Origin of the sequence: Bradyrhizobium sp. AUGA SZCCT0169, assembly GCF_018130085.1 — a bacterium.
GTDB lineage: Bacteria > Pseudomonadota > Alphaproteobacteria > Rhizobiales > Xanthobacteraceae > Bradyrhizobium.
This window is the reverse complement of record NZ_JAFCMC010000002.1, coordinates 348,781-373,042: the sequence shown is the minus strand read 5'-3', so window position 1 is coordinate 373,042 and position 24,262 is coordinate 348,781. Positions and strand designations below refer to the sequence as shown.

The following is a 24,262-nucleotide window of genomic DNA, read 5'->3' as shown; positions in this document are numbered from 1 at the left end:
CCACGCCGTCGTCAGACGTGAACCAGCGTCCACTGCAACCCGCCCAACGTCCGTGACGACGGCCGACGCCCTTCTGAGTAGGACGGGATGGCCAAACATATGCACTTGATTTTCATTCTGGTAAACAGAAATATTTTTTATTTCAGGGCTTGACATCATTTCTGACAATCGGAACTGATTTGCCCCGGCTGCGCCAAGGCTACGCCGGGCGCAGCCGTCGGGCAAAAGGTGAGCATTTCTCGGTGCCCTGCGCCTCCTTGCCGTACGCTTCAGCGGTTGTCGAAATTGGCAGGCGCAGCGACGCAGCCACCTTCCACAAGCCGCCAACTGCCGATACACTGCCCCGGCGCTACCTGGAGTGGAAAGGACGTACGATGACCGATGTCCCCATCAACGCCGGTACCAAGTCAAGCAGTGTCGAACCAAGCCTTCACAGGGTCATGGGTCCCTGGCTGCTCCTCCTGTTTATCGTCGGCGACATTCTCGGAACCGGGATCTACGCGCTGACGGGCCAGGTCGCCAAGCAGGTAGGCGGGGTGGTCTGGCTGCCCTTCGTGGTGGCATTCGTGGTCGCGCTGGTGACCGCCTTCAGCTATCTCGAGCTGGTCACGAAATATCCGAAAGCGGCGGGCGCCGCCCTCTATACCCACAAGGCTTTCGGCATCCATTTCATCACGTTCATCGTTGCGTTTGCGGTGATGTGCTCGGGGATCACCTCGGCATCGACGGCTTCCCGGGCGTTCGCCGCGAACATGTCGCACGCGATGGGGCTCGGCCTGACGGGTTTTGGCATCACCGTCACGGGTCTTGCTTTCATGGCGGTGGTTGCCGCGGTCAATTTCCGCGGCGTCGGCGAAAGCGTGAAAGCCAACGTGGTGCTCACCTGCGTCGAGCTGACCGGCCTCTTGATCATTATCGTTATCGGCCTTTGGGCCATCGGCCTCGGCCAGGGCGACGTTTCGCGCGTGATGCAGTTTCGCACGACCCCTGATGGCGGCATGTTCTGGCCGGTGATCGCGGCGACCACGCTCGCCTTCTTCGCCATGGTGGGCTTTGAAGATTCGGTCAACATGGCCGAGGAATGCAAGGATCCAACGCGTCACTTCCCAAAGGTGCTGCTCGCGGGCCTGGCGATTACCGGTGCCATCTATGTGCTGGTCTCGATTTCCGCGATCACGCTGGTGGCTCCCGAGCAATTGGGCGAAGGCGAGACTCCCCTTCTGCAAGTGGTTCAAAAAGGCGCGCCCAATTTCCCGCTCTGGATCTTCGGCTTCATCACCATGTTCGCGGTGGCGAACAGCGCGCTCATCAACATGCTGATGGCCAGCCGACTTGTGTACGGCATGAGCCGCGAGCATGTGCTGCCGCCCACCCTCGGCAAGGTGCACGCGACGCGGCGCACGCCCTATGTCGCGATCGGCTTCACGACGCTGCTGGCCTTCGGACTGATCACCTTTGTCGGCGGGGTGCCGGCACTCGGAGGCACCACGGCGCTGCTTTTGTTGTGCGTGTTCACGGTGGTCAATGTTGCGGTGCTGGTGCTTCGGCGCGACCGTGTCGATCATCAGCATTTCCGCACGCCGACCATTCTCCCGATCCTGGGGGCGGTGTTCTGTGCTTTCCTGACCGGTCCCTGGACCGGCCGTGACCCCGTGCAGTACCGCGTCGCCGGCGTCCTGCTCGCAATCGGCGTCGTGCTCTGGTTCGTCACCATCATGGTCAATCGGGCAACCGGGGTGAGGCGAGCGGACCCGGATGCGGTAAATCTGGGTCGCGGCGGACCCGTCAACTGAGCGGGCGCGCCTTCGACGATTTGCGGATCCAGCCGCTGCGGCCGGAATCGGCTTCGCCGACCATGCCGAGCATTCACGGCTGGAAAGAAGGCATTCGCACACCTACATTGGCGGTGGCCAGATCGAAATGAAGGATGACCCGATGTCGGCGATGCCGGAAGTGAAATCCGCGGACCCAAGCATCGAGAAAACCGTGATCAGCACCATCGTGCTCGGCTTTGCGGCCGACCCGATGACGCGGTGGGTTTGGCCCGACGCGTCCGAATATCTCAGGGTGATGCCGCGATTCGTCAAAGCCTTTGGCGGCCGCGCGTTCGACCACGGCACAGCCGACATCACGGAACACGCTCGCGCCGCCGCTTTATGGCTGCCGCCGGGCGTCGAGCCCGACGAAACGGCGATGGACGCGGCCATGGAAGGGGCGCTGCGTCCGGAGATCGCCGAGGATGTTGGCGCTGTGATGAAGGCCATGGCCGAGCATCATCCGCACGAGCCGCATTGGTACCTGCCCGTGATCGCCGCCGATCCGAAATGGATCGGGCAAGGGCTCGGCGCGCTATTGATGAAACACGCGCTTCGACGCTGCGACGAGCAGGGCACCGCCGCCTACCTCGAAAGCTCGAACCCGCGCAACATTTCCCTGTACGAACGCCACGGCTTCAAGATTATCGGCAGGATACAAAGCGGCGCTTCTCCCGCATTGACGCCAATGCTGCGGGCGCGGCGCTGAGCCCACAGTGCGGATTGGTTCAACGGATCCGCGTACACCCCGCACAGTTCGTGACGTGGATCACACCCTCGGCTGAGCGCCCGTTCTACCCTCCCCGGCACGGTGGATGAGGCGTCCATCGGTTGAGAGGAGATCAACGGATGCAAAACGATCACGAGTTGAACATCGACGAGTTGTCCGCGGTGTACGGAGGCATGGCTACGTCCAGGGACGGCTCGCTGCCCTATCCAAAACCTTCGCCGGTGGATCAGCTCATCAAGTGGATTCTCGGCATGTTCAAATGACAACGGTCCCGCGGAGCGGACTGAAGCAACAGTCCGCTCTGTGGCCCTCGGCCGGGCTTCACGGCGTCATCCCGTCGATCGCTGGTTGGGCTGCCGGTTGCGGCGGCCCATTTCCTGGTTTCCCCCACAACGCTTTTGCACATTCAGCGCGAACGTGATCACCGCCCCTGCCCACGGTGGCGCGGCAGCGTGCTAGCGTTGCTCCGGCACCGCCGGAAACTGTCGGAGGAAACCCTTGATGGGCAAGCGGATCAGTCGCTGCATCGAACTGCTCGAGCAGGATCAGGCGATCTATTATGACGGCCCGCACAGCGGCCATGTGCTGACCCATGCGCAGGGCCGCATCGATGCCGGGACCTGGGCCGACTACATGAATGTCGGCATGGAGCACGGCGCCTTCGATATGGCCGGCCTTGCCGAGTACATGCGCGGCATGGTCGATGCCGGGCCGACACGGTCGGGGCACCGCACACCGACTGTCATCGTCGAGGCGCCGGTGAACGGCATCGACGCCGCGCATGTGCGTTACAACGCCTGGCAGTTCCGCCAGATCCTCGGCCGCGGCGTGCATGGCATCCTGCTGTGCCAGGCGGAAACCGCCGACGCGGTGCGGGCCTTCGTGGAATCCTGCCGCTATCCGCACAACACTGACGGTGTCGATCCCGAGATCCCCTCGCCGCTGGCACGGATGGCGGGAGCGATACGTGCCAAGGACGGCGGCACCGACACCGCCGGACGCAAGTTGCTCGGCATCGGCACGCGCGGGCGCGGATCGGAAACCACGGCGGCACCGGTGTGGGGCCTGTCGACCGAAGAATATATGGAACGCTGCGATCCCTGGCCGCTCAATCCGAAAGGTGAACTGTTGCTGGGCGTGAAGCTGGAAAGCCCCGAAGGCGTCGCCAATTGCGAGGAGATCCTTGGCGTGCCCGGACTGGGATTTGCCGAGATCGGCCCGGGCGACCTCAGTCTTTCGCTCGGCTATCGCAAAATTCCTCGCGAACCCTTTCCGCGGGAAATGCAGGCCGCGCGCGACCGCATTCTGGCGGCCTGCCGCACCAACGGCGTCGCGTTCCTGCAAGGCTGCACGGCGGACAATATCACGACACGGATTGACGAGGGCGTGCGCGTGATCGCGGGGCATAGCGAGGCCGCCGCCATCAGGGGCCGGGCTCACCAGAAGCGGAAGCTGCCGGTGTAGCGCGTCGAGCGGATTGGAGCGGCGCCAGGATCACGCCGGAGGGCGGGCTTTCGGCAACGGCCCCATGCGGGCAAGCACCTCGTTCGGCACCCCGTAGAGCTTGATCACGTGGTCGATCTTGTTGAGACCGCAGGCCTCGCGCTGCACGACGAAGAGCCAGAGCGCATATCCCGCCTGTTCGACGAGACCATCGCGGATTTTTCGATCGGTGTCGGCAGTCCGCGGACATGCGGCGAGTTCCGTCAGCGCGGCCTCGAGCCGCCGTCCAAGCCGTCCGAGCGCTGACGCCCTCTCCTCGGCGATCTCGTATTGGAGCGTTGCGAATCCGGATTGAAGTAAATTCAACGCCATAGCGGCGCGCTCCGAAAGATGGCCTGCCAACTAGCTCTTATAATATTGGCCGGTACGGGGCCGTTCAAGACAGGCGCGCCCCTAATCCTCGTTCGCCTTGAACCGGCCCAGCCCCTGCATCACGAACGGCGCCACCAGCGCGATCAGCGCGATGCCGAGCAGCGTCGCCGACATCGGGCTTTGCAGCAGCGCCATGGGATCGCCGAGGCTGATCGACATCGCGCGGCGCAACTGGCTTTCGGCGATCGGCCCCAAGATGAGACCGACCACGACTGGCGCGATCGGAAAATCGAACCGGCGCATCAGGAAGCCCATCACGCCGAAACCCGCCAGCATCGATAGTTCGACCACCGACGGTTTTGCCGCAATGGTGCCGGTGGTCGCAAACACCAGAATGCCGGCGTACAGCCACGGCTGCGGGATCGCGAGCAGTTTCACCCACAGGCCGACCAGCGGCAGGTTGAGCACCAGCAGCATGACGTTAGCGATGAACAGGCTGGCGATCAGACCCCACACCAGATCGGGCCGCTCCGCGAACAGCAGCGGTCCCGGGTTCAGGCCGTATTGCTGAAAGCCCGCCAGCATCATCGCGGCGGTAGCCGAGGTCGGAAGCCCCAGCGTCAAGAGCGGCACGAGGGTGCCGGCGGCGGATGCGTTGTTGGCGGCTTCCGGCCCCGCGACGCCTTCGATTGCGCCCTTGCCGAATTCCTCGGGGTGTTTCGACAGCCTCTTTTCAGTTGAATAAGACAGAAAGGTTGGAATCTCCGCGCCGCCGGCGGGCAGCGCGCCGATCGGAAAACCGAACATGGTGCCGCGCAGCCACGGTTTCCACGACCGTTGCCAGTCCTCTTTGGTCATCCATAGCGAGCCGCGCACCGGCTCGAGCTTTTCTTCGGAGTGATGACGGCGCGAGACGACGTAGAGCGCCTCCCCCACCGCGAACAGGCCGACCGCCAGCGTCGTCACTTCGACGCCGTCGAGCAGTTCGGGGATGCCGAAGGCGAGCCGGGGCTGGCCGGTGAGCTTGTCGATGCCGACGAGCCCGAGCGTCAGCCCGATGAACAGGCTGGTCAGTCCGCGGATCGGCGAACTTCCGAAGGTTGCCGACACTGTGACGAAAGCCACGCACATCAACGCAAAATAATCTTCCGGCCCGAAGTGCACCGCAAAGTCGACCAGCCAAGGCGCCAGAAAGGCGAGACCAATGGTGGCGATGGTGCCGGCGACAAACGAGCCGATTGCGGCGGTCGCCAGTGCAGGCCCGCCGCGGCCGGCCTTGGCCATCTTGTTGCCCTCCAGCGCGGTCGCCATCGATGCGCTCTCGCCGGGCGTGTTGATGAGGATGGCGGTGGTGGATCCGCCATACATGCCGCCATAATAGATGCCGGCGAACATGATCAGCGAACCGCCGGGATCGAGCTTGTAGGTCACCGGCAGCAGCAAGGCGACGGTGAGCGCAGGCCCTATGCCGGGCAACACGCCAACCGCGGTGCCGAGCAGCACGCCGATCAACGCATAGAGCATGTTCATGGGCTGCATAGCGACAGCCATGCCGTTAGCGAGTGCGACGAAGGCGTCCATCAAAACAGCCTTTCCAGCGGGCCGGCGGGAAGGCTCAACGTCAGCAGGCGACTGAAGGCGACATAGATCAGGGTGGTCATTACGAAGCCGATGGCGAGATCGGCGAGAATGGCGCGTCGCCCGAAGGCCGTCGCCGTGGCGACGAACAATGCCGTGGTCGCCGGGATAAAGCCGCCGCCAAGACCGATGATGGCGATCAACAGCGCCAACCCGCCGAGAATCAGCCACACCGCTTTGGCATCGGCACTCTCGCGTGCCGGCAGATTGCCGCGCAGCGCCTCCACCAGATTGCCGATCGCGAGAATGCCGAGCCCCACGGCGATGACAACAGGCATCACGTGAGGCCCCATGCCGTAGGGATTGTTGGATTGCAGCTGGCTCGCGTCCCACACCAGCACCGCGGCCAACGCCGCGAGCGCGAGCGCAATGACAACGCCCGCGGAGTCGATGCGCCGCTCCGCCGCCCCCTGCGGAAGGTCGCTCATGATTTGACGAGGCCGACCGACTTCAGCACGTCGGTGACGCGCACCGTTTCCTTCTTCAGGAAATCCGCGAACGCGTCGCCGGAAAGATAGGCGTTATCCCAGCCCTTCTGCTTGAGAACCTCTTTCCAGGCGTCGGACTTGACCATCTTCTCCACCGCATCGCTCAGCGTCTTCTTCTGTTCCGCCGTGATGCCGGGAGGCGCCATCACCGCGCGCCAATTGGCCAGCACGAGGTCAATGCCCTGCTCCTTGAAGGTCGGAATATCGCTGCCGGGGATCCGCTTTTCCGAGGTCACGCCGATCGCGCGCAGTTTGCCGGACTTGATCTGACCGTCATATTCGCTCATTCCCGAAATGCCCGCGGTGACCTTCCCGCCAAGGATGGCCGCCAGCGACTCGCCACCTCCGGAAAACGGAATGTAGTTGACCTTCTTGGCGTCGGCGCCGACGGCGCCCGCGAACAATGCCGCCATCACATGGTCGACGCCGCCGGCCGAGCCGCCGGCGAAGGTGACCTTGGCGATATCGGCCTTGAGCGCGGCAGCCAGATCCTGTGCCGTCTTGATCGGCGAACTCGCCGGCACGACGATGACCTGGATCTCCTCGGTGAGGCGCGCAATCGGCGTCACCTGCTCGAGCGTGACCGGCGATTTGTTCATGGCGAGCGCGCCGACCATGACGAAGCCGTTCACCATCATCTGGTTACCGTCGCCCTTGGCGCCGTTGACGAACTGCGCGATGCCGACGCTGCCGCCCGCACCGGCAACATTGGTGACCTGGACGCTGCCCGCGATACCGGCCGCGACAAGCGCCTGCTGCATCGCCCGGGCGGTCTGATCCCACCCGCCGCCGGGCGCTGCGGGCGCCATCACCTTGAGTTCGAGCTGCTGCGACAGCGCCGGGCTGGCTGCCGCGAGCGTCAGCGCGACCGCCGCGCCGATGAGGCGCGTATAAAACGGGATCATGGGAGTTCCTCCAGGCTGATGCGGATGGCTACGCATTTGCCGCATCGTGTCATTTCGTCGCATATCAGCCGGAAAAGCCGCCGCTGTCCAGACGGACTGTTCGCCGTCGTGATGTTCCGCAGCGAAAACGTCGGGGCGGTATTGTCTGCCGACCGGCCAAGACATCCGGCGGCGTTTTCGCCAAAACTTCCGCTGCTCAGGCCGGTTTCGCCACCGGCATCACGCCCCCGAGCGCCAGCGTCAGTTCGGCCGCCACCTCGCGGACGGTCTGGCCCAGCGACGGCAGGCGATCGTCGGTGAGCCGGCTGGTCATGCCGGACACCGAGATTGCGGCCAGCGGCTCGCTGCAATCGTTGTAGACCACGGCGGCGATGCAGCGCAGGCCCATGCAGGCTTCCTCGTCGTCGATGGCAAAACCCTGGCGGCGGACTTTTTCGAGCTCCTTGAACAGATCGCTCGGCCGCACGATAGACTTTTCGGTCAGGCGCGGCATGCCGTGATGGCGGATGATCGCGTTGACGTCCTCGTCGGACCAAGTCGCGAGCACGGCCTTGCCGACGCCGGACGCTACCATCGCGACGCGGCCGCCGACTTGTGTGAGTGACCGCATGATCTCGCGGCTTTCCATCCGCGTCAGCACGACGATGAACTCGTCATCGACGACGGCCAGATTGGCGGTCTCGCGCGTCAGGTCGCGCAATCTGCGCAAGTAAGGCACGGCCTGCGCGGAAAAATTGCGGCGCCGGGCAAAGGTCGCGCCGACCGTAAAGGCGCGCGCGCCGACATGCCATTTCGATTCGGTACGGTCGAACTGCACGAAGCGCCGGCTTTCCAGCGTCGACAGCAGCCGGTGCACGGTCGAGGTCGACAGCCCGGTGCGGATCGCAAGATCGCTCAGGCGATAGCCCTCGTCGTCTTCGGCAAGCGTTTCGATGATCGAGAGCGCGCGATCGACGGACTGCACGCCGCCGTCCCTCTGTTCGGCCTCACTGTCCGGGCCTGATTTCGGCTCGAGTGGTTTGCGCCGGATCACGTTTCGCTTCATCGCGACCTGCATCCATCCGTAACGTCAGACTGCTAGCGCGTCGGTCGGCAAGTTCCGTAGGCTTCGTTCGTCAAATAGAAATGCCGCTTCGGCGAACCGAAGCGGCATGGATCGTTGCTCTCAGAGCAGGCTCGCGCCGCGCGCCCACTTGTACTTGGCGCCCAGCACTTCGACCGGCAGTTCGGTCGAGTACGCATAGGCCGGGATGCCGTTCTGGTAGAGATATTCGGCGGCCTCCTCGACTTCGACATCGCCGGCGAGCGAGGCGACGATCGGCTTCACAAAGCCCTTGGCCTCCATCTCCTTCTTCACCTCGACCATGTTGCGGGCGAACACCATCGGCGGCGTGACGATGGTGTGCCAGTAGCCGAGGATCAGCGAGTGGATGCGCTCATCCGACAGGCCGAGCTTCACCGTGTTGATGTAGGTGATCGGCGGTTCGCCGCCGGTGATATCCACAGGATTTCCTGCCGCGCCGAAGGGCGGGATGAATTTGCGGAACGCCGCGTCGAGATCCGGCGGCATCGCCATCAGCGACAGACCGTTATCCACACAGGAGTCCGACAGCAGCACGCCGGAGCCGCCGGCGCCGGTGATGATGAGTACGTTCTCGCCCTTCGGCGTCGGCAAGACAGGCATGCCGCGCGCGAATTCGAGCAGTTGGCGCAGACTGCGCGCGCGGATCACGCCGGATTGCTTGAAGACGTCCTCATAGATCTTGTCGTTGCCGGCAAGCGCGCCGGTGTGCGACGACGCGGCCTTGGCGCCGGCCGAGGTGCGGCCGGCCTTGAGCACCACGACCGGCTTCTTCTTGGAGACGCGCTTGGCAGCATCCGCAAAGGCGCGGCCGTCCTTCAGGTCTTCGCAGTGCTGGGCGATCAAATTGGTGTTGGGGTCCTGCTCGAAGAAGGCGAGCAGATCATCCTCGTCGATGTCGGACTTGTTGCCGAGACCGACGATCGCCGAGACGCCCATTTTCGCCGAGCGCGAAAAGCCGATGATCGCCATGCCGATGCCGCCGGACTGCGACGACAGCGCCGCATGGCCCTTGACGTCGTAAGCGGTGCAGAACGTGGCGCAGAGGTTCGACCAGGTATAGTAGAAGCCGTAGATGTTCGGCCCCATCAGGCGGACGTTGTACTTCTTGCCGACCTCGACGATTTCAGCCTGCAACTCGGGTGCGCCCGCTTCGGCAAAGCCCGACGGGATCAGCACCGCGCCCGGAATTTTCTTCTCGCCGCATTCGACCAATGCGCCGGCGACGAACTTTGCCGGGATCGCGAACACCGCGGTGTCGATCACGCCGGGAACGTCCTTGACGCTCTTGTAGGCCTTGTAACCCAGGATCTCGGCGGCCTTCGGATGGATCGGGTAGATATCGCCCTTATATCCGCCGTTGATCAGGTTCTTCATCACCGAGTTGCCGATCTTGCCGTCCTCGGCGGAAGCGCCGATCACGGCGACCGCCTTCGGCTGCATGATGCGGTTCATCGCGGTGACGATTTCTTCGGTCGGGCGCGGCGCCGGACGCGGCTGGTAGTCGAAGTCGACGACGATGCGCACGTCGGCGGCGATCGCGTCGTTCTTGGTGGCGAATACCGGGTTGAGATCGAGTTCGACGATTTCGGGGAAGTCGCTGACGAGCTGCGACACTTTGACGATGACTGCGGCCAGCGCCTCGCGGTTGACCGGATCGCCGCCGCGCACGCCCTTCAGCATCTCATTGGCCTGGATGCCGTCGAGCATCGACAGCGCGTCGTCCTTGGTGGCGGGCGCCAGGCGGAAGGTGATGTCTTTCAAAACTTCGACCAGTACGCCGCCGAGGCCGAAGGCCACCAGCTTGCCGAACGATCCATCGGTGATGGAGCCGACGATGACCTCGGTGCCGCCGGCCAGCATCTGCTGAACCTGGATGCCCTCGATCTTGGCGTCCGCCTTGTACTTCTTGGCGTTGGCCAGAATGGTCTCGTAGTTCTTTTCCGCGTCGGCAGCCGACTTGACGCCGACCATGACGCCGCCGGCCTCGGTCTTGTGGAGAATGTCCGGCGAGACGATCTTCATCACGACCGGAAAACCCATGTCGGACGCGAGCTTGGCAGCCTCGGCCGCGGATTTGGCCACGCCCTCCTTCGGAACCGGAATTCCGTAGGCATCGCAGACCAGTTTGCCCTCCGGGGCCGTCAGGCTGGTGCGCTTATCGGCCTTCACCGCATCGAGAACTTTGCGGACCGCATCTTTGGAATTCGACATGGACTTCCTCCTGGGGCATATTTTATGGCATTTGGTATGCCAGCGACGAGATTGTCAAGCGGTCCGGTGACCTGGAAACGCTGAAAACACGGGCAACTTGACATCCTGGTATTTGGTATGCCAAAAATATTATGGCAATTCCCTGCTACAACACGTCTCCCACTGGAGGAGACGAATCGTGCCCGCACGCAAACAACCCAAGGCGACGCCTGCAATGGCTGAAGCAGATATCGCAATCGTCCGGATTGCACCTGAGACGAGCTTCAAGAACAAGGCCTATGAGGCCTTGAAGGAAGCTATTCTCAAGATGGATATCTATGCGACGCCCGAGCAGGTGATGCTCGACGAACGCGCGTTGTCCGAACGCCTCGGCGTCAGCCGCACCCCAATTCGCGAAGCCATCGCGATGCTGGAGCAGGACGGTTTCGTCAAAACCGTGCCACGCCGCGGCATCGTCGTGGTCCGCCGCACCAAGACCGAGATCGTCGACATGATCCGCGCCTGGGCGGCGCTCGAGAGCATGGCCGCGCGCTTGATCACCACCACCGCGCGCAAGAAAGACATCACGGCGCTGCGCGATTTCTTCAAGGACTTCGGCAAGGACCGCCTGCCGCAGGACCATGTCGAGGAATATTCCAAGGCCAATATCGCCTTCCACCAGGCGCTGATCTCGCTGTCGGAATCGCCGGTGCTGGTCGATATGACCAACGACATCCTGTTGCATGTGCGCGGCTACCGGCAATTGACGATCGGCCGCACCGATCGCACCGCGACCTCGCTGCCCGAGCATCTGGCCATCATCGAAGCGCTGGAAGCGCGCGACACCGAGCTCGCCGAAAAGCGCGCACGCGATCACACGCTGGGCCTCGCCGCCTATGTCGAAGCGCACGGTCAGGAACTGTTTAGTTAGAGAATTGTCCAGTTAGACCAACTTCACAGCAGAAGACGATCAACTCGTCCGAATCACACACGATCAGGGAGAAAGTGGAATGTCCGTAACCGCAGCCAAGAGCATCGATACCAATCAAGCCGAACGTGAGCTTACCGACGGCTTTAATCTCATGATCGATGCGCTGAAGCTCAACGGCCTTACCACGATCTACGGCGTGCCCGGCATTCCGATCACGGATTTCGGCCGCATGGCGCAGGCCGCGGGCATTCGCGTGATCTCGTTCCGCCACGAACAGAATGCCGGCAATGCCGCCTCTATCGCCGGCTACCTGACCAAGAAGCCCGGCGTCTGCCTCACGGTTTCGGCGCCCGGCTTCCTCAACGGCCTCACCGCCCTCGCCCACGCCACCACCAACTGCTTCCCGATGATCCTGATCTCCGGTTCGTCCGAGCGCGAGATCGTCGACCTGCAGCAGGGCGACTATGAAGAGATGGATCAGCTCGCGATCGCAAAGCCGCTGTGCAAGGCGGCGTTCCGCGTGTTGCATGCCCAGGACATCGGCATTGGCCTGGCACGCGCGATCCGCGCCGCGGTCTCGGGCCGTCCGGGCGGTGTCTATCTCGATCTGCCCGCGAAATTGTTCGGTCAGGTGATGGATGCCGAGGCCGGACAGAAGTCGCTGGTGAAGGTGATCGACGCCGCTCCGGCGCAGATCCCCGCCCCGTCAGCGGTGAAACGCGCGCTCGACGTGCTCAAGGGCGCAAAGCGTCCGCTGATCATCCTCGGCAAGGGTGCGGCCTACGCGCAAGCCGATGATGAGATCAAGAGCTTCGTCGAGAAGAGCGGCATTCCGTTCCTGCCCATGAGCATGGCCAAGGGACTGCTGCCCGACACCCATCCGCAGTGCGCGGGTGCGGCGCGCTCGACCGTTCTGAAAGACGCCGACGTCGTGATGCTGATCGGTGCGCGTCTCAACTGGCTGTTGTCGCACGGCAAGGGCAAGTCCTGGGGCGAAGCGCCGAAGAAGTTCATCCAGATCGACATCGAGCCGAAGGAAATGGACTCCAACGTCGAGATCGTCGCCCCCGTAGTCGGCGACATCGGCTCCTGTGTCTCGGCGCTGCTCGAAGGCATGGGCGCGAACTGGGCGGCGGCGCCTTCCGACTGGACCGGCGCGGTGACCAAGAAGCGCGAAGAGAACGTCGCCAAGATGGCGCCGCGGCTGATGAACAACAACTCGCCGATGGATTATCACGGCGCGCTCGGCGTGCTCCGAACCATCATCAAGGAACGGCCCGACGCCATCCTCGTCAATGAAGGCGCCAACACGCTCGATCTCGCCCGCGGCGTCATCGACATGTACCAGCCGCGCAAGCGCATCGACGTCGGCACCTGGGGGGTGATGGGCATCGGCATGGGCTATTGCATCGCCGCCGCGATCGAAACCGGCAAGCCGGTGCTCGCGGTCGAGGGCGACTCGGCGTTCGGTTTCTCCGGCATGGAGGTCGAGACCATCTGTCGCTATAACCTGCCGGTCTGCATCGTGATCTTCAACAATGACGGCATCTATCGCGGCACCGACGTGAACTCGGTCGGCTCCGATCCGGCGCCCACGGTGTTCGTCAAGGGCTCGCGCTACGACAAGATGATGGAAGCGTTCGGCGGTGTCGGCGTCCACGCCACCTCGCCGGATGAACTGAAGCGCGCGGTCAACGCCGCGATGGATTCCGGCAAGCCGACGCTGATCAACGCGGTGATCGATCCCGCGGCCGGCTCCGAGAGCGGCCGCATCGGCAACCTCAATCCGCAAAGCGTGCTGAAGAAGAAATAATCCGATTTCCACCAATCCATCCTGCGCGTTGCAGGGCATACAGAGTACGGAGCAAGCAATATGACAAAGGCGCTCGAGGGCGTTCGCATTCTCGATTTCACCCACGTTCAGTCGGGTCCGACCTGCACGCAGTTGCTGGCCTGGTTCGGCGCCGACGTGATCAAGGTCGAGCGTCCCGGCGTCGGCGACATCACGCGCGGCCAGCTGCAGGACATTCCCAATGTGGACAGCCTGTATTTCACCATGCTGAACCACAACAAGCGCTCGATCACGCTCGACACCAAGAACCCGAAGGGCAAGGAAGTCCTGACCGCGCTGATCAAGAGCTGCGACGTGCTGGTGGAGAATTTCGGCCCCGGCGTGCTCGATCGCATGGGCTTCCCCTGGGAGAAGATCCACGCAATCAACCCGAAGATGATCGTTGCATCGATCAAGGGCTTTGGCCCCGGCCCTTACGAAGATTGCAAGGTGTATGAGAACGTCGCGCAGTGCACCGGCGGTGCGGCGTCGACCACCGGCTTCCGCGACGGCTTGCCGCTGGTCACCGGCGCGCAGATCGGCGACAGCGGCACCGGCCTGCATCTCGCACTCGGCATCGTCACCGCGCTCTATCAGCGCACCGTCACCGGCCAGGGCCAGAAGGTCACCGCCGCGATGCAGGACGGCGTGCTCAACCTCGCGCGCGTAAAACTGCGCGACCAGCAGCGCCTCGCCCATGGCCCGCTGAAGGAATACAGCCAGTTCGGCGAAGGCATTCCGTTCGGCGACGCGGTGCCGCGCGCCGGCAACGACTCCGGCGGCGGCCAGCCCGGCCGTATCCTCAAGTGCAAGGGCTGGGAGAGCGATCCCAACGCCTACATCTATTTCATCACCCAGGCGCCGGTGTGGGAGAAGATTTGCGACGTGATCGGCGAGCCGAGTTGGAAGACCCACGCCGATTACGCCAAGCCGCCTGCCCGGCTGTCGCGGTTGAATGAGATCTTCGCCCGCATCGAGCAGTGGACGATGACGAAGACAAAATTCGAGGCGATGGAAATCCTGAACAAGGACGACATCCCCTGCGGCCCGATCCTGTCGATGAAGGAGATCATCGAGGACCAGTCGCTGCGCGCGACCGGCACCGTGGTCGAGGTCGATCACCCGACCCGCGGCAAGTATTTTTCGGTCGGCAATCCGATCAAGATGTCCGACAGCCCGAGCGAGGTGACGCGCTCGCCGCTGCTCGGCGAGCACACCGACGAGATCCTGCGCCAGGTGCTCGGCTTCAGCGATCACCAAGTGGCCGAGATCCACGACTCCGGCGCGCTCGATCCGCCGCGCAAGCAGGCGGCCGAATAAGCCGCTCTTTCCTTCCGAAAAAACCAAGGCCGCCGGTTTCCGGCGGCCTTTTCGTTATTCGGAACCTCGATACGTCATTAATGTTGCAATGCAGAAGCCTCTTTGCTGCTATGCAAACAAATGCGTTGTTTCTGGCATCTGGTATACATAAATTCGGTGGAGATCACGAAGCGGAGCCACTCCGCGAAAGAGAAAAGGGGACCAAATGTCCAAGACCGCCTCCATCGGCCTCATGCCCTCCAGCACATTCTTCGGCCGCCTGATGGCCTCCATCGACCGCCTGCTGACCGCGAGCTCCCGCATCGCCATTCGCAACGGCGACCTCCCCCGTTTCGGTCTCTGAGCCGCTAAGGCGCAGTATTGACTGCGTTTTCAGGTTCGACCACTTCAAGTTTCCTCCCAGACTAAAGGCCCCGGTTTTCCGGGGCCTCTTTTTTGACGCCTTATCTGGCGCCCCCGTAAGCATTCCAGGTCAAGGCTCCAACTGCGACAAATCGCCCGAGCTATGCTTTGGCGTCACTATTCGTTTGCAGTATTGGCATATCGCATACCAATATGTCTCCCAAGCGTTCCGGCCCAACAACGAACGGAGGCGACAGGAGGATGGCGGCAGGCGCTACGGCGCCAAGGCGGCGACATACGCAGGCGGTGCCGCGGTTCGCAGTTCACACTTATCCGAAAGACGCGGATGCTGCGCCGAGAGGTCAGGCCTACAATTCAGTTTCGCCTGCAACCCTGACCTGCAATGCCATCTGACCAAACCTCGTGAGATAACCGAACAAGTGGGGAAATCCGGGCTGGATCAGAAGTGTTGAGTTAAGAGTTGAGTTAAGAGTTGAGTTAAAGACAAAGCCGGCAAAGAACGGCGCTTTTAAATTTTACGGGGAGTACGCCAAATGAAGCATTCTGTCTTGCATACCGCGTTAGCCGCGATTGCCATCTTCGGCGCGGGCAATATGTCCGCCTCCGCCGCATGGGAGCCGGTTCGCCCGGTCGAGTTTATCGTACCCGCCGGCACCGGCGGCGGCGCCGACCAGATGGCCCGCACCATCCAGGGCATCGTGACAAAACACAGCCTGATGAAGCAGCCGATGGTCGTCATCAACAAGTCAGGTGGCGCCGGCGGCGAAGGCTTTCTCGACGTCAAGGGTTCGGGAAACAATCCCCACAAGATCATCATCACCCTGTCCAACCTGTTCACGACACCGCTTGCGACAGGCATCCCCTTCAACTGGAAGGACATGACGCCGGTCGCGATGCTGGCGCTCGACGAGTTCGTGCTGTGGGTCAACGCCGAGAAGCCCTATACCACCGTCAAGGACTACGTCGCTGCCGTGAAGCAGGCGCCTGCCGGCGGCATGAAGATGGGCGGCACCGGATCGAAGCAGGAAGACCAGATCATCACGGTCGCGCTCGAGAAGGCTATCGGCACCAAGTTCACCTACATTCCCTACAAGGGCGGCGGAGAGGTCGCGGTCCAACTGGTCGGCAACCACGTCGATTCCACGGTCAACAATCCGATCGAGGCAGTGGCGCAATGGCGGGGCGGCAAACTTCGTCCGCTCTGCGTGTTCGACGCCAAGCAGATGACCTATGACGAAGTCGTCGCGGACGGCAAAGGCTGGAAGGATATTCCGACCTGCAAGTCGCAGGGCCTCGACATCGAATACCTGATGCTGCGCGGCATCTTCATGTCGCCCAAAGCCACCAAGGACCAGGTCGAATATTACGTCGAGTTGTTCAAGAAGGTGCGGGCTACGCCGGAGTGGCAGGACTTCATGAAGAGCGGCGCCTTCAACACCACCTTCCTGACCGGGGCTGAATACGCCAAATGGGTCGAGACGGAAGAGAAGCGCCACGAAGCCTTGATGAAAGAAGCCGGTTTCCTCGCTGCTCCCTGAAACCGAGCTTAGTCACGTCGCGTACGCCGGCCAATGCGCAGCGCATAAAGCGCTGCGAACCCAGAACCGTGATTCCGGATGGAGTTTGAATGACCACGAATAGCCCGCACGCCGGCCCGACCCACAAGGCCGTGGAAGCCGGCGTTACGCTGCTGATCGCGTTGTTCGGCGCGATCGTCGTCTACGGCAGCCTGAAGGCCGGAATCAATTGGGGCGCGGAGGGACCGCGCGCCGGTTTCTTCCCGTTCTACATCGGGATCTTCATTATCGCCTCCAGTGCGATCAATCTCTGGAACGGGCTGCGTGACGGAGACGACGCGCTGTTTGCGGAATGGGGACAGCTGCGCCAGGTCCTGAGCGTCGTCATACCGACCGCGATCTATGTCGGCGTGATGCCGTTCAGCGGCCTCTATCTCGCTTCCATCATCTTCATCGGCTGGTTCATGCGATGGCTCGGCAAGTACAGCTGGCCCATTGTCGCTGCCGTGGCGCTCGGCATGCCGATCGCTACCTACCTGATTTTCGAACGCTGGTTTCTGGTTCCGCTGCCCAAGGGACCGATCGAGGAATGGCTTGGTCTCTAGAGCATGATCCGGAAAAGTGGATACCGGTTTTCCGAAAAGATCATGCTCAAATAAAAGCAGAAATCCCGTGTCGTTGGAATTGTCATTTCATTAGCTCACGCTAGCAGGACTTGAAGCATGGAAGAACTCGTCAATCTTTTTCACGGCTTTGCGGTCGCCCTGCAGCCATTCAACATCATGGTGATGATCCTCGGCATCGTGCTCGGCGTCATCATCGGCGTGCTGCCGGGATTGGGCGGCGCCAACGGCGTCGCGATCCTGCTGCCGCTGACCTTCAGCATGCCGCCGACATCGGCGATCATCATGCTGTCCTGCATCTACTGGGGCGCGTTGTTCGGCGGCGCCATCACATCCATCCTGTTCAACATACCCGGTGAACCCTGGTCGGTGGCGACCACGTTCGACGGCTATCCGATGGCGCAGAAGGGCAAGGCCGGCGAAGCGCTGACCGCCGCCTTCACCTCCTCGTTCGTCGGCGCGCTGTTCGCCGTCGTCATGATCACGCTGGTCGCGCCGCTGGTCGCAAGTTTTGCGTTACGCTTCGGTCCAGCGGAAAAATTCGCGGTCTACTTCCTGGCGTTCTGCAGTTTCGTCGGCTTGAGTAAAGAGCCGCCATTCAAGACCATCGCCGCGATGATGATCGGCTTTGCGCTGGCGGCCGTCGGCCTCGATTCCATCACCGGACAATTGCGGCTGACATTTGGTTCGACCGAGCTGCTCAACGGCTTCGACTTCCTGATCGCCGTCATCGGCCTGTTCGGCATCGGCGAGATCCTGCTGACCATGGAAGAGGGTTTGGCCTTCCGCGGCGGCAAGGCGAAGATCGACCTGCGCGTCGTCCTGCAGACCTGGAAGGAAATGCCGAAGTACTGGGTGACGTCGCTGCGCTCCTGCCTGATCGGCTGCTGGATGGGCGTGACGCCCGCAGGTGCCACGCCGGCGTCGTTCATGAGTTACGGCATCGCCAAGCGGGTCTCCAAGAACGGCAAGAATTTCGGCAAGGGCGAGATCGAGGGCGTGGTCGCGCCGGAGACCGCGGCGCATGCGGCCGGTACCGCGGCATTGCTGCCGATGCTTTCGCTCGGCGTGCCGGGATCGCCGACCGCGGCCGTGCTGCTCGGCGGCCTCCTGATCTGGGGCCTGCAGCCCGGCCCGATGCTGTTCGTCGAGCAGAAGGAGTTCGTCTGGGGTCTGATCGCCTCGATGTATCTCGGCAATCTCGTCGGCCTGATCGTCGTGCTGACCTGCGTGCCGATCTTCGCCGCCATCCTGCGCGTGCCATTCAGCATCATTGCGCCGCTCATTCTGGTGCTGTGCGCGATCGGCGCCTATTCGGTCCACAGCTCGACCTTCGACGTCGTGCTGATGCTGGTGTTCGGCGTGGTCGGCTATCTCCTGAAGAAGTGCAACTATCCCCTCGCCCCGCTCGTGCTTGCCATCGTGCTCGGCGACAAGGCGGAGGAAGCCTTCCGGCAATCGCTGCTGGGCTCGCAAGGTTCGCTCGGCGTGTTCTTCTCGAACTCGCTGGTCGGCACGATCATGGTGCTTGGACTGATCGCGCTGTTCTGGTCCGCGATCCAGGAAGGCTATAGCCGCTTGCGTCCCCATTCGGTCGCCTGACGGCTAAAAATACCAGACACAAAAATTTTCTGACTCTTCAAAGCCGTCGGATCGCCACGCGATCCGGCGGCTAAGTCTTTTTATATGCTGCATTTTCTAAAAGGATTGAGGAAAGAGACATCCACGAAAAAATCGACTAGCCTGCGACATCTCGTCAACATTTCTCTTGCCTACTGGCATATCGTATACCAATCTCCTCCTCAGAGCTGTCGGGCGATAGAACAGCGCACATAGGAGGAATGATGACGGACACGGTTCACGAAGCGGCCCCCGGGGTAACCCGCGTCAGCGATGCCTACCGCTGGTCGCAATTGGCGATCGGCGTCGCCGCCATGGTGATGATCGCGAACTACCAATACGGCTGGACGTTCTTCGTCCCCGACATCCAGCAAAAGTTCGGTTGGGATCGCGCGTCGATCCAATGGGCGTTCACCCTCTTTGTTTTGTTCGAAACCTGGCTGGTGCCGGTCGAGGGCTGGTTCGTCGATAAATACGGCCCGCGCATCGTGGTTCTCGTCGGCGGCGTCCTCTGCGCCGTCGGCTGGGCGATCAACGCGCAGGCAGAAACACTCAACGGCTTCTATCTCGGCATGATCATCGCGGGCATCGGCGCCGGTGGCGTCTACGGCACCTGCGTCGGCAACGCGCTGAAATGGTTTCCCGACAAGCGCGGCCTCGCCGCCGGCATCACCGCGGCCGGCTTCGGCGCCGGCTCCGCGCTGACGGTCGCCCCGATCCAGGCGATGATCAAGGATTCCGGCTTCCAGACCACCTTCCTCTATTTCGGTCTCGGACAAGGCATCATCATCGTGCTGCTCGCCTTCCTGATGTTCGCGCCGAAAGCAGGGCAAGTCCCGGCCGTGATCCAGAACGCCAACGTGATCCAGAGCCGCCGCAACTATGCGCCGACCGAGGTGATCCGCCAGCCGATCTTCTGGCTGATGTATTTCATGTTCGTGATCGTGGGCGCCGGCGGATTGATGGTCACCGCCAACCTCAAGCCGATCGCCGTCGACTGGAAGGTCGACAGCGTACCGGTGACGCTGATGGCGGTAACGATGACCGCGGTGACGTTCGCCGCGACCATCGACCGTGTCCTCAACGGTCTGACCCGGCCGTTCTTCGGCTGGATCTCCGACATGATCGGCCGCGAGAACACCATGTTCATCGCCTTCGGCATGGAAGGCGTCGGCATCTGGGCGCTGTACATGTGGGGCCACGATCCGATCTGGTTCGTGCTGCTGTCGGGCTTCGTGTTCTTTGCCTGGGGCGAGATCTACTCGCTGTTCCCCTCGACCTGCACGGACACGTTCGGTGCGAAGTTCGCGACCACCAATGCCGGCCTGCTCTATACGGCGAAGGGCACGGCAGCCCTGCTGGTGCCGATCGCAAACTACATGCAGCAGTCTTCCGGCACCTGGGACAGCGTGTTCATCATCGCGGCGGGCGCCAACATCCTCGCCTCGCTGCTGGCGATCTTCGTGCTCAAGCCGTGGCGCAAGGTGGTGGTCGCGAACGCAAAGGCGTCCACCTAACCTGCCCTACCCGACCCGACGACAAGCGCGCTCATCCCCCGGGATGGGCGCGCTTTTGTTATTGAGGACATCCGGCCTGGTATACCTGAGACTATTTCAGTCCACCGAGCCAACCCGTGCCGGCTGTCCGGCGCCGCACCCTGCGCTCTAAAACGTCAACAATACTGCCTATTTCTATGGACATGTCTTGCCAGCGACCTGCCCTATTCCGTGTTGACTTATGGTATTATGTATACCAGAATTGCGCATAATCCACCCCAAGGAGGTTGCCATGCAAGTCGGAGATATCCTGCGCAAGAAAACCGCCCGTGTCGCGACGGTTCGCATGAACGAGACGGTTGCCATCGCCGCGCAACTGATGCGCTCCAGCAATATCAGCGCGCTGGTGGTCAAGGATGTCGTTCGCACCGAGGGCAATACGGCGGTCGGCATGTTCACCGAACGCGACGTGGTTCGCGCGATCGCCGAGTACGGTGCCGCCGGAGCCAATCTCAAGGTTTCGCAATTCATCTCGGTGCAGCAGCTGGTGTCGTGCAGTTCGCAGGATTCGCTCGAGCACGTTCGCCATCTCATGAACAAGCACCACATCCGCCATGTGCCGGTGCTCGAGAATTACAGCCTGATCGGCGTCGTCAGCATCCGCGACATCTCGACCGCGTTTGACGAGGAAGCCAACGCTCAGCTGGCCATTTCGGCCTGACATTCGCCCTGGGCCTTCGCGGCAACGCGCGGGTCCGAGACGACTTTGCACCGGCGCCCGCTTGACGCCGGAATTGTCAACCATTTGGCTTTTGCGAAAGACCCCATGAAAATCTGTATCTACGGCGCCGGTGCGATCGGCGGCTATCTCGGTGTGCAGCTTGCGCGCGCGGGCGTCGATGTCAGCCTGGTGGCGCGCGGCGCCCACCTTGCCGCGATGCGCGCCAATGGGCTCAAGCTTCTGATCGGCGACGAGGAGCGCGTGGTGCATCCGCGCTGCACCGACAATCCCGCCGATCTCGGGCCGCAGGATTACGTCATCATCTGCCTGAAAGCGCATTCGATCACCGGCGTGCTGCAAGCGATGCAGCCGCTGCTCGGACCGCATACGCGCGTCGTCACCGCGGTCAACGGCATTCCCTACTGGTATTTCCACAAGCATGGCGGCGTCCATGAGGGTTCGACGCTGGAGAGCATCGATCCCGGCGGCCGGCAGTGGCGCGAGCTGACGCCGCAGCGCGCGATCGGCTGCATCGTCTACCCCGCGACCGAGATCGAGGCGCCCGGCGTGATCCGCCACGTCTATGGCGACCGCTTCCCGCTCGGCGAGCCCTCCGGCGAGGCGACCTCCGACGTGCAGCGGCTTTCCGACGCGTTCGTCAAGGCCGGGATGCAGGCGCCGGTGCTGGATCGGATCCGCGACGAGATCTGGCTCAAGCTGTGGGGCAATGTCTGCCTCAACCCGATCAGCGCCCTCACCCACGCCACGCTCGACGTGATCTGCTCCGATCCGGCGACGCGCGCGCTGTCGAAGGCGATCATGATCGAGGCACAGACCATTGCGGAAAGTTTCGGCGTCAATTTCCGCGTCGACGTCGAACGCCGCATCGAAGGCGCCCGCAAGGTCGGCGCGCACAAGACCTCGATGCTGCAGGATCTCGAGCGCGGCCGCCCGATGGAGATCGATCCGCTGGTCACGGTGGTGCAGGAAATGGGACGGCTTACCAGGATCCCGACGCCGGCGCTCGACGCCGTGCTGGCGCTGGTCGGCCAGCGCGCCAATATCGCCGGGCTCTATGACGGCAATGTCCGCCCGGCCGAAACCAATGCTCCGGCCTTCGCATGACGGAACGGGTGAAGCCGCTGTGTGATTGTAATGCCGATGGACTTGCGATAAGCACAGCCGCTCCTCGTCCGAAGGAGCTGCCCCCAAGGCTTGACGATTTAAGGCCTCCTACGTTTCCCCGCCGCCAGGCGCGACGGAAATTCTTGAGGCCAGGCGTGGGGCGAAACATCAAAGCAAAACCCAGCATAACCGGTGGAAGAGAGAGAGTATGGCGCGCAACATTCTGATCCTTGGAGCTTCCTACGGCTCGTTGCTGGGAACAAAACTATTGATGGCCGGTCACAACGTGACCCTGGTTTGCCGGAAGAAGACGGCCGAACTCATCAATCGCGAGGGCACTGAAGTTCGCATCAAGCTGCGTGACGAGAAGGCGCACCGGGCGATCTTTTCGCGCGACCTGCCGGGCAAGCTGGACGCAGTCACGCCTGGCGAAGTCGACCTGACCCGTTACGACCTGGTTGGCCTTGCGATGCAGGAGCCGCAATACACCAACCACACCATCCGGGTTCTGATGATCAAGATCGCCGAGACGAAGCTGCCTTGTCTGTCGATCATGAACATGCCGCCGCTGCCCTATCTCAAGCGGATCCCCGCACTGGCGGACATGGACCTCGAAGAAGCCTACACCAACGCGCTGGTCTGGGAGCGCTTCAAGCCGGGACTGGTGTCGCTGTGCTCGCCCGATCCGCAGGCCTTCCGCCCGCCGGACGAGGCGGCGAACATCCTTCATGTCGGCCTGCCGACAAACTTCAAGGCAGCGGCATTCGAAGACGAGAAACACAATCAGCTGCTGCGCGAACTGGAAGCCGACATCGATGCGGTGAAACTGGATGGCCAGGACGTTCCGGTCAAGCTCAAGGTGTTCGACTCGCTGTTCGTGCCGCTGGCCAAATGGTCGATGCTGCTGACCGGCAATTACCGCTGCATCACGCCGAACGAGCCGCAGTCGATCCGCGACGCGGTGCATGGTGATCTGAAACTGTCGCGATCGATCTATGACCATGTCGACGGCATCGCGCGGCGTCTCGGCGCCGACCCGATCGATCAGGTGCCGTTCGAGAAATATGCCAAGGCGGCGGAAAGCCTGCTCAAGCCGTCATCGGCGGCCCGCGCCGTCGCCGCTGGCGCGCCGTTCATCGAGCGGGTCGACTTGCTGGTGAAGCTGATTTCGCATCAGCTCGGCGCGCCCAACGCCGAGATCGACAACACGGTGCAGGTGGTCGATCAGAAGCTGAGCGAGAAGATCGTAGGGAGCGGATCCGGCTCGGCCTGATCGGCGCCATCACGGTTCGAGAATAGCGCCGTTGTTTCCTATCGGTGCGGCAACCGCCATCATGTCGGGGTCGCCCTTGTGATTCAAGAAGCGACTTCGCTCGGTCGGCTTAGGCGACACCGATCAGCGCCGGCCATGCCTTCATGGCGTCGTGGGCGATCCGCATGAGCGTTGCGCGGGTCGCGCCGTCCCGGGCTTGAATAGCCATGCCTTGCTGCACCGTCACGTAGAAAGTCGCCACTGCGCGGGTGTCCATCTCGGCCGGCAGTTGCCCCGCCGATACGGCCAGCTTCAAACGGGATTCCAGATCATCGATGTTGGCGGCGCGGTCGTTGCGCAGCCCCTCACAGAGCCCTTCATTGGCCGCAGCCGGCGTGAGGCCCGACAGCACGACCATGCATCCGCGCGGTTTCCCGCGCCGGGTGAAGGTCGTGGCACTGGTGGTGAGATAGGCCTCCACCGCATCCCGGATTACGGGGGCGGCGTCCATCGCTGCGAGGATTTCCGGACCCTCGGTGGCCTTGTAGTGTGTCACCGCTTCCTGGAAGAGCGCTTCCTTGGAGCCGAACGCCGCATAGAGGCTGGGTGACGCAATGCCCATCGCGCCGGTCAGATCGGAGATCGAACTCCCTTCGTAGCCTCGCGCCCAAAACACTTCCATCGCGCGCGCCAGCGCTTTCTGGCGATCAAAACCCCGAGGCCGGCCACGATCGGCCATGGATGCGATCCTTTTCTGTATCGATCGCTATATATTTCATTTGACAGCGCCCGTCCAGTG

The 24,262-nt window shown here is 62.5% G+C and carries 22 protein-coding genes; 15 read left to right on the top strand and 7 right to left on the bottom strand.

The genetic code is table 11. The annotated features are described in order from the left end of the window. Positions 1-374 precede the first annotated feature (374 nt). From JQ609_RS03690 to JQ609_RS03675, 4 genes are all read left to right on the top strand, one after another. Positions 375-1,793 (top strand): APC family permease, encoded by a 1,419-nt coding sequence (locus tag JQ609_RS03690; RefSeq protein ID WP_249127583.1) that lies wholly within the window; start codon positions 375-377, stop codon positions 1,791-1,793. A 142-nt stretch (positions 1,794-1,935) separates the two neighbouring features. Then, on the top strand, positions 1,936-2,523 hold the full coding sequence (locus JQ609_RS03685) for an N-acetyltransferase (RefSeq protein WP_212272037.1): 588 nt from the start codon (positions 1,936-1,938) through the stop codon (positions 2,521-2,523). A 140-nt stretch (positions 2,524-2,663) separates the two neighbouring features. After that, the gene (locus tag JQ609_RS03680) at positions 2,664-2,807 is read left to right on the top strand and encodes a bacteriocin (RefSeq protein ID WP_212205604.1); all 144 of its coding nucleotides are present in this window, start codon (positions 2,664-2,666) and stop codon (positions 2,805-2,807) included. 238 nt (positions 2,808-3,045) lie between these two features. Then, complete coding sequence (locus JQ609_RS03675) at positions 3,046-4,008, top strand: aldolase/citrate lyase family protein (protein WP_212272036.1); 963 nt, start codon at positions 3,046-3,048, stop codon at positions 4,006-4,008. A gap of 30 nt (positions 4,009-4,038) precedes the next feature. On the opposite strand, the gene JQ609_RS03670 is transcribed toward JQ609_RS03675, so the two are convergent. From JQ609_RS03670 to JQ609_RS03645, 6 genes are all read right to left on the bottom strand, one after another. Then, positions 4,039-4,359 (bottom strand): DUF6665 family protein, encoded by a 321-nt coding sequence (locus JQ609_RS03670; RefSeq protein WP_212272035.1) that lies wholly within the window; start codon positions 4,357-4,359, stop codon positions 4,039-4,041. 81 nt (positions 4,360-4,440) lie between these two features. Continuing rightward, positions 4,441-5,940, bottom strand: a complete 1,500-nt coding sequence (locus tag JQ609_RS03665) for a tripartite tricarboxylate transporter permease (protein ID WP_212272034.1) — start codon at positions 5,938-5,940, stop codon at positions 4,441-4,443. Further along, the gene (locus JQ609_RS03660) at positions 5,940-6,425 is read right to left on the bottom strand and encodes a tripartite tricarboxylate transporter TctB family protein (protein WP_212272033.1); all 486 of its coding nucleotides are present in this window, start codon (positions 6,423-6,425) and stop codon (positions 5,940-5,942) included. The genes JQ609_RS03665 and JQ609_RS03660 overlap by 1 nt, the downstream gene beginning before the upstream one ends. Next, a complete protein-coding gene (locus JQ609_RS03655; protein WP_212272032.1) occupies positions 6,422-7,390 on the bottom strand; it encodes a tripartite tricarboxylate transporter substrate binding protein in 969 nt (322 codons plus the stop codon). The genes JQ609_RS03660 and JQ609_RS03655 overlap by 4 nt, the downstream gene beginning before the upstream one ends. Positions 7,391-7,586: 196 nt before the next feature. Beyond that, positions 7,587-8,435 carry an IclR family transcriptional regulator gene (locus JQ609_RS03650; RefSeq protein WP_212272031.1) on the bottom strand — a complete coding sequence of 283 codons (849 nt, stop codon included), beginning with the start codon at positions 8,433-8,435 and terminating at the stop codon, positions 7,587-7,589. Between the two features lie 120 nt (positions 8,436-8,555). Next, positions 8,556-10,685 (bottom strand): acetate--CoA ligase family protein, encoded by a 2,130-nt coding sequence (locus JQ609_RS03645; protein ID WP_212272030.1) that lies wholly within the window; start codon positions 10,683-10,685, stop codon positions 8,556-8,558. 214 nt (positions 10,686-10,899) lie between these two features. Between JQ609_RS03645 and JQ609_RS03640 the strand changes: the two genes are divergently transcribed. The 11 genes from JQ609_RS03640 to JQ609_RS03590 all read left to right on the top strand — a co-directional run bounded on the left by JQ609_RS03640 (position 10,900) and on the right by JQ609_RS03590 (position 23,484). Next, the gene (locus tag JQ609_RS03640; protein WP_212205936.1) at positions 10,900-11,595 is read left to right on the top strand and encodes a GntR family transcriptional regulator; all 696 of its coding nucleotides are present in this window, start codon (positions 10,900-10,902) and stop codon (positions 11,593-11,595) included. Between the two features lie 79 nt (positions 11,596-11,674). Next, positions 11,675-13,408: an oxalyl-CoA decarboxylase gene (gene oxc / locus JQ609_RS03635; RefSeq protein WP_212205590.1), complete on the top strand. Its 1,734-nt coding sequence runs from the start codon at positions 11,675-11,677 to the stop codon at positions 13,406-13,408. A gap of 60 nt (positions 13,409-13,468) precedes the next feature. Then, positions 13,469-14,746, top strand: a complete 1,278-nt coding sequence (gene frc, locus JQ609_RS03630; RefSeq protein WP_212272029.1) for a formyl-CoA transferase — start codon at positions 13,469-13,471, stop codon at positions 14,744-14,746. Positions 14,747-14,951: 205 nt separating this feature from the next. After that, positions 14,952-15,089: a hypothetical protein gene (locus tag JQ609_RS03625; RefSeq protein WP_212272028.1), complete on the top strand. Its 138-nt coding sequence runs from the start codon at positions 14,952-14,954 to the stop codon at positions 15,087-15,089. Positions 15,090-15,642: 553 nt separating this feature from the next. Beyond that, on the top strand, positions 15,643-16,647 hold the full coding sequence (locus JQ609_RS03620; protein WP_212272027.1) for a tripartite tricarboxylate transporter substrate binding protein: 1,005 nt from the start codon (positions 15,643-15,645) through the stop codon (positions 16,645-16,647). Between the two features lie 89 nt (positions 16,648-16,736). Next, complete coding sequence (locus JQ609_RS03615) at positions 16,737-17,231, top strand: tripartite tricarboxylate transporter TctB family protein (RefSeq protein ID WP_212205568.1); 495 nt, start codon at positions 16,737-16,739, stop codon at positions 17,229-17,231. 117 nt (positions 17,232-17,348) lie between these two features. Beyond that, the gene (locus JQ609_RS03610; protein WP_212002217.1) at positions 17,349-18,851 is read left to right on the top strand and encodes a tripartite tricarboxylate transporter permease; all 1,503 of its coding nucleotides are present in this window, start codon (positions 17,349-17,351) and stop codon (positions 18,849-18,851) included. A 242-nt stretch (positions 18,852-19,093) separates the two neighbouring features. Beyond that, positions 19,094-20,386: an oxalate/formate MFS antiporter gene (gene oxlT / locus JQ609_RS03605; RefSeq protein WP_212272026.1), complete on the top strand. Its 1,293-nt coding sequence runs from the start codon at positions 19,094-19,096 to the stop codon at positions 20,384-20,386. Positions 20,387-20,657: 271 nt separating this feature from the next. Next, entirely contained in the window at positions 20,658-21,086 is a 429-nt protein-coding gene (locus JQ609_RS03600) for a CBS domain-containing protein (RefSeq protein ID WP_212205564.1), read from the top strand. A 105-nt stretch (positions 21,087-21,191) separates the two neighbouring features. Then, positions 21,192-22,211: a 2-dehydropantoate 2-reductase gene (locus JQ609_RS03595; protein WP_212205562.1), complete on the top strand. Its 1,020-nt coding sequence runs from the start codon at positions 21,192-21,194 to the stop codon at positions 22,209-22,211. Positions 22,212-22,419: 208 nt separating this feature from the next. Further along, positions 22,420-23,484: a ketopantoate reductase family protein gene (locus JQ609_RS03590; RefSeq protein ID WP_212272025.1), complete on the top strand. Its 1,065-nt coding sequence runs from the start codon at positions 22,420-22,422 to the stop codon at positions 23,482-23,484. Positions 23,485-23,593: 109 nt separating this feature from the next. On the opposite strand, the gene JQ609_RS03585 is transcribed toward JQ609_RS03590, so the two are convergent. Next, complete coding sequence (locus tag JQ609_RS03585) at positions 23,594-24,202, bottom strand: TetR/AcrR family transcriptional regulator (protein WP_212205558.1); 609 nt, start codon at positions 24,200-24,202, stop codon at positions 23,594-23,596. Positions 24,203-24,262 lie beyond the last annotated feature (60 nt).